This window comes from Kitasatospora sp. NPDC047058 (assembly GCF_040643935.1).
Lineage (GTDB): Bacteria > Actinomycetota > Actinomycetes > Streptomycetales > Streptomycetaceae > Kitasatospora.
In genome coordinates, this window is the sequence record NZ_JBEYVJ010000209.1 from 1 (window position 1) to 12,619 (window position 12,619).

Consider the following 12,619-nt stretch of genomic DNA (forward strand, 5'->3'; position numbering starts at 1 on the left):
ATCTCACCCACCCCCACGCTCTTCCCTCCGCCGGGGGGGGGGGGCGGCGCGGGGCACCCGCGGGCCGGGCCCCCCGGCCCCGGGGGGGGGACCCGTCGCCCGGCCCGCCGGTCGCGCGCGGTGCGCGTCCGGACACAGCTCGTCGCTGGTTGCTGCTGTGGCGCCCCGAGTCAGCGCCCGCCGAGTCAGCGCTCGTCGTCGGCGGCGGTGGCCGCGGTGGTGCCGAGACGGCCGCTCTCGTCCTGTATCTCCACGGCGATCTTCTTGAGCTCGGGCTCGAACTTCCGGCCGTGGTGGGCGCAGAAGAGCAGCTCTCCGCCGCTGGCGAGTACGACGCGCAGGTAGGCCTGGGCGCCGCAGCGGTCGCAGCGGTCAGCCGCGGTGAGCGGGCTCGCAGGTGTCAGAACAGTAGTCACGTCGCCTCTTCTCTAGCTCGACGAGCTGTCGTACCAGGGTCAACATCCAACCAGGCCGAAAACGTTCCCGCTCGTGGCTTTTCTTCTTTGAGGATTCTGCTGTGTTGATGAGGACGTGCCCCGGGGGCCGGTGGTTCATGCGTACCGGATCCCAGGATCCGCCTGCCGCTCGAACGCCCGATCGGAACCGGGTGCGAGGTCCGCGTAGCATAATCCTCCGTTGGGTTGGAGCATAAGCCCCGTCCCAGGCCCCGGTAGCCTGCATAACGGCAGTTCCGGAGCCTGCGCCCGGCCCCACGATCCGCCAGGACCGGTGGTACCGGGAGGAGATGGCGCCCCGGCGTCCGTCGTCCGGCGCGGCGCTTGTTCGCGCAGCGCGTACAAGCTGCGCGGGACCGGCCCGCCGTGCTGTGCACTCAGCGGAGGGGCGTGCACACGCAGGGGAACGGCCGCGAACGGCTGTCGGTGCGATGTGCTGCGATGTGCAGCACCGGCGGACGATCCGGCTGCGGCCAGGTGTGACCGACGAGACAGAACTTGACTGAGGAGTGTGCCGCGTGAGCGCCGAAACGACCGTGCCGTCCGCACTGCTGGCCGGCGACGACGGTTCCAACTACACCGCTCGGCACCTGCTCGTCCTGGAGGGCCTGGAGGCGGTCCGCAAGCGCCCCGGCATGTACATCGGCTCGACCGACAGCCGCGGCCTGATGCACTGCCTCTGGGAGATCATCGACAACTCCGTCGACGAGGCGCTCGGCGGGTACTGCGACCGGATCGAGGTCGTCCTGCACGACGACTCCTCGGTCGAGGTGCGCGACAACGGCCGCGGCATCCCGGTGGACGTCGAGCCCAAGACCGGCCTGTCCGGCGTCGAGGTCGTGATGACCAAGCTGCACGCCGGCGGCAAGTTCGGCGGCGGCTCCTACGCGGCCTCCGGCGGTCTGCACGGCGTCGGCGCCTCCGTCGTCAACGCGCTCTCCGCACGGCTGGACGTCGAGGTCGACCGCGGCGGCCACACCCACGCGATCAGCTTCCGCCGCGGCACCCCCGGCATCTTCACCGAGACCAGCCCGGACGCCCCCTTCGAGCCGGCCAACGGCCTCAGCAAGGTCCGCAAGGTCCCGAAGACCCGCACCGGCACCCGGATCCGCTACTGGGCCGACCGGCAGATCTTCCTCAAGGACGCCCGGCTCTCGCTGGAGCACCTGCACAACCGCGCCCGGCAGACCGCCTTCCTCGTCCCCGGCCTGACCATCGTGGTCCGTGACGAGCGGCTGACCGAGAGCGAGCAGGTCGACGAGTCGACCTTCCGCTACGACGGTGGCATCGCCGAGTTCTGCGAGTTCCTGGCGCCCGACAAGCCGGTCTGCGACGTCCTGCGGCTGCGCGGCGAGGGCACCTTCAAGGAGACCGTGCCCGTCCTCGACGACCTCGGTCACATGACGCCCACCGAGGTCACCCGCCACCTCGGCGTGGACATCGCACTGCGCTGGGGCGCCGGCTACGACACCACGCTGCGCTCCTTCGTCAACATCATCGCCACCCCCAAGGGCGGCACCCACGTCACCGGTTTCGAGCGCTCGCTCGCCAAGACCGTGAACGAGGCGCTGCGCGCCGCCAAGCTGCTGCGGGTCGCCGAGGACGACATCACCAAGGACGACGCCACCGAGGGCCTCACCGCGGTGGTCACCGTCCGGCTGGCCGAGCCGCAGTTCGAGGGCCAGACCAAGGAGGTGCTGGGCACCTCGGCGGCCAACCGGATCGTCGCCGCCGTGGTCGCCAAGGAGCTCAAGGCCTTCCTCACCTCCGCCAAGAAGGACGAGAAGCTCCAGGCCCGCGCCGTGCTGGAGAAGGTCGTCGCCGCCGCCCGCACCCGGGTCGCCGCCCGCCAGCACAAGGAGGCCCAGCGCCGGAAGACCGCGCTGGAGACCAGCTCGCTGCCGGCCAAGCTGGCCGACTGCCGCAGCGACGACGTCGACCGCAGCGAACTCTTCATCGTCGAGGGCGACTCCGCGCTCGGCACCGCCAAGCTGGCCCGCAACTCCGAGTTCCAGGCGCTGCTGCCGATCCGCGGCAAGATCCTCAACGTGCAGAAGGCCTCCGTGAGCGACATGCTCAAGAACGCCGAGTGCGCCGCGATCATCCAGGTGATAGGGGCCGGTTCGGGCCGCACCTTCGACATCGACCAGGCCCGCTACGGCAAGGTCATCTTCATGGCCGACGCCGACGTCGACGGCTCGCACATCCGCACCCTGCTGCTGACGCTCTTTCAGCGCTACATGCGGCCGATGATCGAGCAGGGCCGGGTCTTCGCCGCCGTGCCGCCACTGCACCGGATCGAGCTCACCAACCCCAAGCGCGGCCAGGAGAAGTACCACTACACCTACTCCGACACCGAGCTGCGCTCCACCCTGCTGGAGCTGCAGCGCAAGGGCCTGCGCTGGAAGGACCCGATCCAGCGCTACAAGGGCCTCGGCGAGATGGACGCCGACCAGCTGGCCGAGACCACCATGGACCCGCGCCACCGCACGCTGCGCCGGATCAACCTGGTCGACCTGGAGCAGGCCGAGAAGATCTTCGACCTGCTGATGGGCAACGACGTCGCCCCGCGCAAGGAGTTCATCGTGGACTCGGCGGCCACCCTGGACCGCTCGCGCATCGACGCCTGACGCGCTCCGTCCCGCGGCCGGGCCCTCCACCCACGGGTGGAGGGCCCGGCCGTCCGGCTTCCACCCCCGCTCCACCCCGGCTCCGATCAGCCGGCGGCGCCGGATCCGTAGCGTCCCAGGGGTCGGCACAAGCCTCCCCGGGACGGAGAAACCGGATGAACGCCTTCACCAACGTCGTGCTGGCCGTCGCGGTCACGGCCCTGCTCGCCGGGCGCCAGATGCGCGCCCGGCGCCTGGACGGCGAGCGCCGCTTCTGGCCGGCGCCGCTGGTCCTCGCCGCACTCGCGCTGCGCGACCCCCGGCTCGTCGACCACGACCACGCCGCGCTGTCCGTCACCCTGCTCGTCGGCGGACTGCTCGCGGTCCTCGCGATGGGCACCGTCTGGGGCTGGACCGTCCGGATCTGGCGGGCCGAGGACGGCACGCTCTGGGCCAGGGGCACCAAGGCCACGATGGCCGCCTGGGGCGGGATGATCGCCATCCGGCTCGGCATCTACGAGACCGGAACGGCCCTGCACGTCCACCAGCCGGCCAGCGCACTGCTGCTCGGCCTGGCGGTCCTGCTGGTGGCACGCTCGCTCGTGGTGAAGTGGAGGACGCGGACCCTGGAGCCCCCCGAGCCGGCGACCGCGCTGCACTGACCGTCACCGTGAGTTCGGAGGAGGCACCCTTGGCCGGGTGGTACTGGACCCGCTGGCCGTCCCGCGAGGGGCTGGAGCGCGAGGCGGAGAGCCCGGCGCGGCGGACCCTCACCGCGCTCGGCCGGACCGTGCTGCTGGCCACGGTGGTCTGGGGGACGTTCTCCGACGGGAGGTACGCCGGCTGGGACGTGGCGGCCGCCGTGGCCGGCCTGGTCGCGGCCGTCGGGATCAGCGCCGGCTACCTGTACGCCAGCCGGGAGCAGTTCCTGGCACCCGCGCTCGGCCTGGCCGCCGCGGTGCTCGGCGCCGCCTGGCTGGCCAACTGGGGACGGGCCACCCTGCTCGCCGACGTGCTCTGGTACGGGCTGGCCGTGATCGCGCTGATCCGGCTGCCGCCCGCGCCCGCCCTGCTCACGACGGTGGCCGCGCTCGGCTCGTACACCGCGGTCAGCTGGGCGAGCTGGCTGAGCATCACCGCCACCGTCGGAGGGATCACCCTGGTCGGCTACCTGTTGCGGCTGGACACCGAGGCGCGCGGCACCGCGCGGCGGCTGCTGGCGCAGGAGCGGGCGGCACGGGCCGCCGAGGCGGAGAGCGCCGCCCTCGCCGAACGGGCCCGGATCGCCCGGGAGATCCACGACGTGCTGGCGCACAGCCTCTCCGCGCAGCTCGTCCACCTGGAGGCGGCCCGGCTGATGCTGGACTCCGGCATCGACCGGGAGCAGATCCGTGAGCGGGTGGTGGCCGCCCGGCGGATGGCGCAGGACGGCCTGGCCGAGACCCGGCAGGCGCTCTCCGCGCTGCGCGGCGAGTTCACCCCGGTCGGGGAGTTCCTGGTGGAACTGACGGGCCGTGAGCGGGCCGGGTTCTCCGTCGCCGGGACGCCGCGCCCACTGGCCGCCGAGGCGGGGCTCGCGGTGCGGCGCACGGCGCAGGAGGCACTGACCAACGTGCGCAAACACGCCCCCGGCGCACGCTGCACGGTCGAACTGCGGTACCTGTCCGGGGAGGTGGAGCTGGAGGTGCGCAACACGCGCCCGGCCCGTGGCGAACCCGCCGCCGACCTGGCCGGCAGCGGCGGCGGGTACGGTCTGCTGGGGATGCGCGAACGCGCGGAACTGCTCGGCGGCACCCTGCTGGCGGGCCCGGACGAGGGAGGATGGCGCGTGCTGCTGCGGGTGCCGGCGTGAACGGACCGACCACCGGTGCGACCAGGGTGCTGGTCGCGGACGACCAGACGGTGGTGCGCGAGGGCATCGTGATGCTGCTCGGGCTGCTGCCGGGCATCGAGGTGGTCGGCGCCGCCGCCGACGGCGAGGAGGCCGTCGCCCTGGTCGAGCGGCACCGCCCCGACGTGGTGCTGATGGACCTGCGGATGCCCCGGGTGGACGGCGTCGAGGCGACCCGCCGGATCCGTGCCGCCCATCCGGAGACCGAGGTGGTGGTGCTCACCACCTACGCCGACGACGACTCGCTGTTCCCCGCACTGCAGGCCGGGGCGCGCGGCTACCTCACCAAGGACGCGGGCGGCGAGGAGATCGCCCGGGCCATCGCGGACGTCCGCTCGGGCGCGGCCGGGCTCTCACCGCTGGTGCAGCTGCGGCTGCTGGAACGGCTGGCGGACGGCGCCGCACCGCAGCCGGCCCCGCCACCCGGCGCTCCCGCGCCCGCGCGGACACCCGCGGCGTCCGGCGGCCCGCTGCCGGACGGGCTGACCGCCCGTGAGGCCGAGGTGCTGGCGCTGATCGCCGAGGGGCTCTCCAACACCGAGATCGCCCGCCGGCTGTTCGTGAGCCCGGCCACGGTGAAGACGCACATCAACAACCTGTTCGCCAAGACCGCCGTCCGGGACCGGGCGCAGGCGGTCGCTTACGCCTTCCGCCACGGGATCACCGGTACGCAGCAGTAGTCGGATGAGTGTCTGTCGGATCATCGATCACCTCATCGAGTGAACGTATCTGCAGCGGGAGTTGGCGGGGTTTGCGGGCCTCCATGATGGTTCGGTCAGCACACCTCTTCGGTCCAGGAGCAGCAGTGCCACAGCAGCAGACGAGCAGTCCCGGGCAGGGGCAGCAATTCGACTGGTGGGCCGCTCCCGCCGCCGCACGCCAGTCCGGTGCGGGCCAGTCCGGTGCGTACCAGTCAGGTGCGTACCCGAATGCGGGCCAGTCCGGTGCGTACCCGGGTGCGGGCCCGTCCGGTGCGGACTGGTCCGGCCGGTCGAACCCGGTACCCGCTCCGGCACCGGCGGCACCGGCGGCGCAGCCTTCGCCGGCGGCACCGGGCGCGCCCCGCGCCCGGGCCACCACCGCGGGCCTGCCGTCCACCGCCGGGGCCATGCCCGCGCGGCCCGGCCAGCACCCGGTCCCGCCGCTGCCCGGGCGGTCCGGACCGTCCCCCGCCGAAGCCCGGCCCGCCGTGGACAGCAGCACCGAGGTGTACCGCACCGTCCAGGCCAGCGGCGCGTTCCAGGAGATCCGGCACAGCTACCGGGCGTTCGTCTTCCCCGTCAGCGGCGCCTTCCTCGGCTGGTACCTGATGTACGTCGCCGCCCAGGCCGCCGCGCCGGGCGTGATGCGCAGCCAGATCGCCGGACCGGTCAACGTGGCCTGGCTGCTCGGGCTGCTGCAGTTCGCCACGACCTTCGTGCTCACCTGGCTCTACGCCCGCAACGCCCGCACCAAGCGCGACCGGGCCGCCCTGGGCCTCCGCTGGGACACCCAGGACCAGCTGCGATGAGGACCGCCACCCCGCCCCCCGTCGCCCCCACCGGCGACCACCACGACCTGGCCATCGCGCTGTTCGCCGTCATCGTCCTGGTCACCCTGGCCATCACCCTCTGGGTGGGCCGCCAGGGCAGTGCCGCCGAGGACTTCTACGCCGGCGGCCGCGACTTCACCCCGCTGCAGAACGGCTTCGCCCTCTCCGGCGACTACCTCTCCGCAGCCTCCTTCCTCGGCGTCGCCGGGCTGATCGCGCTGTACGGCTACGACGGCGTGCTCTACAGCATCGGCTTCCTGGTCGCCTGGCTGGTGGTGCTGATGCTGGTCGCCGAGCTGGTCCGCAACGCCGGCCGGTACACCCTCGCCGACGTGCTGGCGCTGCGGCTGCGCCGCCGCAAGGTCCGGGCGGCGGCCGGCGGTGCCAGCGTCGTCGTCACGCTGTTCTACCTGGTCGCCCAGATGGTCGGCGCCGGCAGCCTGGTCGCCCTGCTGCTCGGCACCAACAGCTCCGGGGCCCGGACGTGGACCATCGTGGCGGTCGGCGGCCTGATGATCATCTACGTCACGGTCGGCGGGATGCGGGCCACCACCTGGATCCAGATCGTCAAGGCCGTCCTGCTGGTGGCCGGCTCGGTGCTGCTCACCGTGCTGCTGATGGTCCGCTTCCACGGGGACGTCGCCGAACTGATGCGGCAGGCCGCCCAGCACAGCGGCGCCGGGCAGCGCTACCTGGAGCCGGGTCTCAAGTACGGCAAGAGCTTCACCAGCCGGCTGGACTTCTTCAGCCTCGGCCTGGCGCTGGTCCTGGGCACCGCCGGGCTGCCGCACATCCTGTCCCGCTTCTACACCGTGCCGACCGCCCGGGCCGCCCGTCGCTCCACCATGTGGGCGATCGGGCTGGTCGGCGGCTTCTACCTGATGGCGATCGCGCTCGGCCTGGGCGCCACCGCGCTGGTCGGCTCGGCCGAGGTACGGCACGCCAACCCGGCGGGGAACACCGCCGTCCCGCTGTTGGCCCTGGTGCTCGGCGGCGGGAACGGCAGCACCGGTGGGGTGGTGCTGTTCGCGCTGATCTCGGCGATCGCCTTCGCCACCATCCTCGCCGTGGTCGCCGGGCTGACGCTCGCCTCCTCGGCGGCCTTCGCCCACGACATCTGGGCGGGCGCCTGGCGGGGCCGGCCGCGCCGCCGCTCCCACGGCCGGCGGGCCGCCGTCCCGGCCTCCCGGCGGGCACGCGCCGCCCGGGCGCGCGGTGAGGTCACCGAGCGCGAGGAGGTCGGGGTCGCGCGGGCCGCCGCGGTGGGGATCGGGGCGGTCGCGATCGCGCTCAGCCTCTTCGCCCAGCAGATGAACGTCGCCTTCCTGGTCGGCCTGGCCTTCGCCGTCGCCGCCTCGTCCAACCTTCCGGTGCTGCTGTACAGCCTGTTCTGGCGGCGGTTCACCCCGCGCGGCGCAGTCTGGTCGGTGTACGGCGGACTGGTCCCGGCCGTGCTGCTGGTGGCCTTCTCGCCGGTGGTCTCCGGCAGCAAGGCGGCGCTCTTCCCGGGGGTGGACTTCCACTGGTTCCCGCTGGAGAACCCGGGCATCGTCTCCATCCCGCTCGGCTTCCTGGCCGGCTGGCTCGGCACCATCACCTCGCCCGAGCCGGCCGACCCGGACCGCTACGCCGAGCTGGAGGTCCGCTCCCTCACCGGAGCCGGGGCGGCCTGAGCGGCCCCGTTCCACGGACCCCGGCGGGCTCGGCCCCGCCGGGGTCCCGCGCGTCCGGGCCGGGTCAGGGGCCGTCCGGCGGACAGCCCCTAAGCGCGGACGGCCAGCCCGTACCGGTGCTCGGGCCGCCCGGTGTCCCCGTACCGCAGGGTGAGCCGCAGCCGGCTGTCGCGTTCCAGCTGCTTGAGGTAGCGCTGCGCGGTGGAGCGGCTCAGCCCGGTGGCGTCCGCGACCTCCTGGGCGGACAGCGGCCGCCCCGCCCGGCGCAGCACCCCGAGCACCAGGTCGGTGGTCGGCGCCGAATGGCCCTTGGGCAGTGCGGCCGCCGGGGCCGCCGCGCTGCGCAGGGTGGCGAACAGCCGGTCCACCTCGTCCTGACCCGCCTCGCGGGCGGCCGGCCCGGCCAGCGCGTGCCGCAGCTGCGCGTAGGCGACCAGCTTCTCCCGCAGCCCCGCGAAGGTGAACGGCTTCACCAGGTACTGCAGGGCGCCGTGCTGCATCGCCGCGTGCACGGTGGAGACGTCCCGCGCGGCCGTCACCATCATCACGTCGCAGGCCACCTGCCGGTCGCGCAGCCGCCGGACCAGGGCCAGGCCGCTCTCGTCCGGCAGGTGGTGGTCCAGCAGCAGCAGATCGACCGGGTGCCGCTCCAGCGCCGCCAGCGCCTCGCCGGCCGAGTGCGCGGTGCCGGTCACCCGGAACCCGGGCACCTTGGCCACGTACGCGGCGTGCACGTCGGCGACCCGGAAGTCGTCGTCCACCACGAGTACGTCGATCATCACGCCTCCACGAGCGGTGCGGTGGGCCGGTGGCCTTCGACCCCCGGGTGCCCGGGGCCGGTGTGCCCGGATCCGGCCGGCAGGGCCTCGGTGTGCAGGGCCCCGGTGTGCAGGGCCTCGGGCAGCTCGACGGTGAACCGGGCGCCGCCGAGCGGGCCGGCGTCGAGCACGATCCGGCCGCCGGTCCGTTCGACCAGCCGCCGCACCATCGCCAGCCCCAGCCCGCGCGGCCGGTGCGCGGGCGCGTCCTTGCTGCTCCACCCCTCCTCGAAGACCCGCTCGCGCAGCTCCTCCGGCACGCCCGGGCCGCTGTCCGTGACCTCGGCCAGCAGTGTGGAGCCGGCCGCGGCCAGCGTCACCTCCACCCGGCCGCCGCCCGGCGCCAGCGCGTCCACGGCGTTGTCGACCAGGTTGCCGAGCACCGTGACCAGCGTTCGGGCGTCCACCACCGCGTCCGGCAGGTGCGCCGCCGGGGCCACCACCAGCCGGACGCCGCGCTCGCCCGCCACCGCCGCCTTGCCCGCGAGCAGCGCGGCGACGTGCGGATCCTGCACCTGCTCGGCGATCCGCGCCGCCACCACCGCGTGCGAGCCCGACTGCTCGGAGATGAACGCCATCGCCTGCTCGTGCCGGCCCAGCTCCAGCAGCCCCAGCAGGGTGTGCATCCGGTTGGCGTGCTCGTGGTCCTGCGCCCGCAGCGCCTCGGTGAGGCTGCGCGTGGTGTCCAGCTCGCGGACCAGGGACTCCAGCTCGGTCCGGTCGCGCAGGGTCACCACCGCGCCGCCCGCCGGGCCCTCGCCGGGCTCCCGCCGGCCGGGCGGACGGCGGGAGCCCGAGGACAGGCCCGGCGCCGTGGCCATCCGGTTCACGACCAGCACCCGGTCGTCCCGCACGGCCGGCAGGTCCGTACCGGCGATCCGCCCGGCCAGCACGTCGGCCAGCCGGCCCGGCGGCAGCACCTCGTCGATCGGCCGGCCGGTGCAGCCGTCGGGCAGGCCCAGCAACCGGACCGCCTCGTCGTTGGCCAGCCGGATCCGGCCGCGCTCGTCCAGCGCCACCATGCCCTCGCGGATGCCGTGCAGCATCGCCTCGCGCTCCACCAGCAGCGCCGAGATGTCGGCCAGCGCGATGTTGTGGGTGCGGCGCTTCAACCGCCGGGCCAGCACCAGGGTGGCGACGGTGCCCGCGGCCAGGCCGGCGCCCGCGCACAGCAGGATCCCGGTGAGCATCGTGAGCAGCCGGCGCCGGATCGAGTCGTCGCTGATGCCGACCGACACCTCGCCGACGATCCGCCCGCCGGCCGCCCGCAGCGGCACCTTGCCGCGCGCGGTGCGGCCCAGCGTGCCCTCCTGGATGGCGGTGACGCTGCGGCCGCTGAGCGCCGGCTCGGGGTCGGTGGACACCCGCTGCCCGATCCGGCCCGGGTCGGTGTGCGAGAGGCGGATCCCGTCCAGGTCGGTGACCACGACGAAACTGGCGCCGGTGGCCAGCCGGATCTGCTCGGCGTTGCGCTGCGCCGTCCCGGAGTCGCGGGCCTCGGCGGCCCGGGCGATCACGTCGTCGCTGGCGGTGGCCTGGGCGATCGACAGCGCGCGCTGCATCGCGTCGTGGTCCAGCTCGGAGCTGACCGGGGCCAGGAACAGGCCAGCCGTCACGATCGTGACACCGACGGTGACCACGGTCTGGCTGAGCAGCAGCTGGGCGAAGACCCGGCGGGGCCGACGGGGGGGCTTCATCCGGGCCTCCTCTCCTGCGGTCGGCACACCCTACGTTTCCGGCGTGCTTCTGTCAGCCGCGTCCCCGCTGTTGTAGCGGAAGCAAAAGGAGCAGAACACCCCTCAATGCGGAGAACCCGCAGTACGCCGAGAAGCCTCCCGCCGGGCCCCGGTCCGCTCCTAGCCTCCCGGGGCAAGCACAGACCCGGGAGGTCAGATGAGCACAACCCCGGTGCCGAACCCGTCGGCGGCCCCGTCGGCGGCAGCCCCGGCGATCGAGTTGGCCGGCGCGACCAAGCGCTTCCGCACCCCGTCCGGCGCCCTGCACACCGCCGTCCGCGATCTCGACCTGACCGTGGCGCAGGGCGAGTTCGTCGCCGTCGTCGGCCCCACCGGCTGCGGCAAGTCCACCACGCTGACCCTGGTCAGCGGCCTGGAGGAGCCCACCGAGGGCGACGTCCGGGTGTACGGCGAGCCGGTCGACGGGATCAACCCGCAGGTCGGCTTCGTCTTCCAGCAGGACGCCGTCTTCCCCTGGCGCACCGTCCTGTCCAACGTCACGGCCGGCCCGCGCTTCCGCGGCGTCCCCGCCGCCGAGGCGAAGGAGCGGGCCCGCGACTGGCTGGCCAGGGTCGGCCTCGGCGCCTTCGAGGACCGCTACCCGCACCAGCTCTCCGGCGGCATGCGCAAGCGCGTCGCGCTCGCCCAGACCTTCGTCAACGACCCGAAGATCCTGCTGATGGACGAGCCGTTCTCGGCGCTGGACGTGCAGACCCGCGCCCTGATGTCCGACCAGCTGCTGGAGCTCTGGGCCGGCACCGGCTCGTCCGTCGTCTTCGTCACCCACGACCTGGACGAGGCGATCGCACTGGCCGACCGGGTCGTCGTGATGACGGCCGGCCCCGCCACCGTCAAGGAGGTCTTCACCGTCGACCTGCCCCGCCCGCGCACCGTGGAGGCCGTCCGGCTGGAGCCGAGGTTCGTCGAGCTGTACCGCGAGATCTGGGCCTCGCTCGGCGAAGAGGTGCGCATCACCCGCGAGAGAGGAGCGGGTCGTGCCGCTTGAGACCGCCGCCACCACGCCGGCCGTCGCCGGGAAGCCCCCGGCGCCCGCCACCGGCCGGACCGAGGCCCGCGAACGGGCCGCCCGCCACCGGAGACTGGGCGTCAACGGAGCCCGGATCGCCGTACTCCTCGCCTTCCTCGGACTCTGGGAACTCTGCGCCCGCACCGGCGTCATCGACCCGTTCAACTTCTCCCAGCCGTCGCTGATCTGGGCGCAGATCTGGCAGTGGACCACCCACGGCACCGCGCAGGGCCCGCTCGGCGAACAGATCGGCTACACCCTCTACGAGGCCCTCACCGGCTGGGTGATCGGCGTCACCGGCGGTGTGCTGCTGGGCATCGCCCTCGGCCGGATCCGCTTCCTCGCCGACGTGTTCGGGCCCTACATCAAGGTGCTGAACGCCATCCCGCGCATCGTGCTGGCCCCGATCTTCCTGATCTGGTTCGGCCTCGGCCCGGCCTCCAAGGTCGCCTCGGCCGTGGTGCTGGTGTTCTTCCCGGTCTTCTTCAACGCCTTTCAGGGCGCCCGCGAAGTCGACCGCAACCTCGTCGCCAACGCCCGCATCCTGGGCGCCGACAACCGCAGGGTCACCCTCCAGGTGGTCATTCCCGCCGCCACCACCTGGATCTTCACCAGCCTGCACGTCAGCTTCGGCTTCGCGCTGATCGGCGCCATCGTCGGCGAGTACATCGGCGCGACCAAGGGCCTCGGCCTGCTCGTCGCCGCCGCCCAGGGCACCTTCAACGCGGCCGGCGTATACGCCGCCATGACCATCCTCGCCGTGGTCGCCCTCCTCACCGAGGGACTGCTCACCTTCGCCGAGAAGAAGCTCTTCCGCTGGAAGCCCGCGGACGCCGGCGACAGCCGCTGACCCCCGACCCCCCGGCCGCTGAGTCCGGC

Annotated in this window: 11 protein-coding genes; 8 read left to right on the forward strand and 3 right to left on the reverse strand. The window is 73.5% G+C overall.

Annotated features, from left to right (window positions below):
- Nucleotides 1-185: 185 nt before the first annotated feature.
- Entirely contained in the window at nt 186-416 is a 231-nt protein-coding gene (locus ABZ885_RS25915; RefSeq protein ID WP_360193161.1) for a hypothetical protein, read from the reverse strand.
- A gap of 557 nt (nt 417-973) precedes the next feature.
- Between ABZ885_RS25915 and ABZ885_RS25920 the strand changes: the two genes are divergently transcribed.
- The 6 genes from ABZ885_RS25920 to ABZ885_RS25945 all read left to right on the forward strand — a co-directional run bounded on the left by ABZ885_RS25920 (nt 974) and on the right by ABZ885_RS25945 (nt 8,159).
- Nucleotides 974-3,085: a DNA topoisomerase IV subunit B gene (locus tag ABZ885_RS25920; protein ID WP_360193164.1), complete on the forward strand. Its 2,112-nt coding sequence runs from the start codon at nt 974-976 to the stop codon at nt 3,083-3,085.
- Nucleotides 3,086-3,240: 155 nt separating this feature from the next.
- Nucleotides 3,241-3,726: a DUF1453 domain-containing protein gene (locus ABZ885_RS25925; RefSeq protein WP_360193167.1), complete on the forward strand. Its 486-nt coding sequence runs from the start codon at nt 3,241-3,243 to the stop codon at nt 3,724-3,726.
- A 29-nt stretch (nt 3,727-3,755) separates the two neighbouring features.
- Nucleotides 3,756-4,916, forward strand: a complete 1,161-nt coding sequence (locus ABZ885_RS25930) for a histidine kinase (RefSeq protein ID WP_360193169.1) — start codon at nt 3,756-3,758, stop codon at nt 4,914-4,916.
- Complete coding sequence (locus ABZ885_RS25935; protein ID WP_360193172.1) at nt 4,886-5,635, forward strand: response regulator transcription factor; 750 nt, start codon at nt 4,886-4,888, stop codon at nt 5,633-5,635. The genes ABZ885_RS25930 and ABZ885_RS25935 overlap by 31 nt, the downstream gene beginning before the upstream one ends.
- 428 nt (nt 5,636-6,063) lie before the next feature.
- A complete protein-coding gene (locus ABZ885_RS25940) occupies nt 6,064-6,465 on the forward strand; it encodes a DUF485 domain-containing protein (protein WP_360193175.1) in 402 nt (133 codons plus the stop codon).
- The gene (locus ABZ885_RS25945) at nt 6,462-8,159 is read left to right on the forward strand and encodes a cation acetate symporter (RefSeq protein ID WP_360193178.1); all 1,698 of its coding nucleotides are present in this window, start codon (nt 6,462-6,464) and stop codon (nt 8,157-8,159) included. The genes ABZ885_RS25940 and ABZ885_RS25945 overlap by 4 nt, the downstream gene beginning before the upstream one ends.
- Before the next feature lie 89 nt (nt 8,160-8,248).
- Here ABZ885_RS25945 and ABZ885_RS25950 read toward each other — a convergent pair whose 3' ends face one another.
- Both ABZ885_RS25950 and ABZ885_RS25955 read right to left on the reverse strand, forming a co-directional pair.
- Nucleotides 8,249-8,938 carry a response regulator gene (locus ABZ885_RS25950; protein WP_360193181.1) on the reverse strand — a complete coding sequence of 230 codons (690 nt, stop codon included), beginning with the start codon at nt 8,936-8,938 and terminating at the stop codon, nt 8,249-8,251.
- Nucleotides 8,938-10,674: a sensor histidine kinase gene (locus ABZ885_RS25955; protein WP_360193184.1), complete on the reverse strand. Its 1,737-nt coding sequence runs from the start codon at nt 10,672-10,674 to the stop codon at nt 8,938-8,940. The genes ABZ885_RS25950 and ABZ885_RS25955 overlap by 1 nt, the downstream gene beginning before the upstream one ends.
- A gap of 196 nt (nt 10,675-10,870) precedes the next feature.
- On the opposite strand from ABZ885_RS25955, the gene ABZ885_RS25960 reads away from it, so the two are divergent.
- Together ABZ885_RS25960 and ABZ885_RS25965 are read left to right on the forward strand one after the other, a co-directional pair.
- Entirely contained in the window at nt 10,871-11,719 is an 849-nt protein-coding gene (locus ABZ885_RS25960) for an ABC transporter ATP-binding protein (protein WP_360193187.1), read from the forward strand.
- Nucleotides 11,709-12,590: an ABC transporter permease gene (locus ABZ885_RS25965; protein WP_360193190.1), complete on the forward strand. Its 882-nt coding sequence runs from the start codon at nt 11,709-11,711 to the stop codon at nt 12,588-12,590. Before ABZ885_RS25960 ends, ABZ885_RS25965 begins: the two co-directional genes overlap by 11 nt.
- The last annotated feature ends 29 nt before the right edge of the window (nt 12,591-12,619 follow it).

What these genes read in the sequence shown, in the direction of transcription:
- ABZ885_RS25925 (WP_360193167.1), top strand. Translation starts at nt 3,241, where the DNA reads ATGAACGCCTTCACCAACGTCGTGCTGGCCGTCGCGGTCACGGCCCTG.
- ABZ885_RS25935 (WP_360193172.1), top strand. Translation starts at nt 4,886, where the DNA reads ATGGCGCGTGCTGCTGCGGGTGCCGGCGTGAACGGACCGACCACCGGT.
- ABZ885_RS25940 (WP_360193175.1), top strand. Translation starts at nt 6,064, where the DNA reads ATGCCCGCGCGGCCCGGCCAGCACCCGGTCCCGCCGCTGCCCGGGCGG.
- ABZ885_RS25945 (WP_360193178.1), top strand. Translation starts at nt 6,462, where the DNA reads ATGAGGACCGCCACCCCGCCCCCCGTCGCCCCCACCGGCGACCACCAC.
- ABZ885_RS25950 (WP_360193181.1), bottom strand. Translation starts at nt 8,938, where the DNA reads ATGATCGACGTACTCGTGGTGGACGACGACTTCCGGGTCGCCGACGTG.
- ABZ885_RS25955 (WP_360193184.1), bottom strand. Translation starts at nt 10,674, where the DNA reads ATGAAGCCCCCCCGTCGGCCCCGCCGGGTCTTCGCCCAGCTGCTGCTC.
- ABZ885_RS25960 (WP_360193187.1), top strand. Translation starts at nt 10,871, where the DNA reads ATGAGCACAACCCCGGTGCCGAACCCGTCGGCGGCCCCGTCGGCGGCA.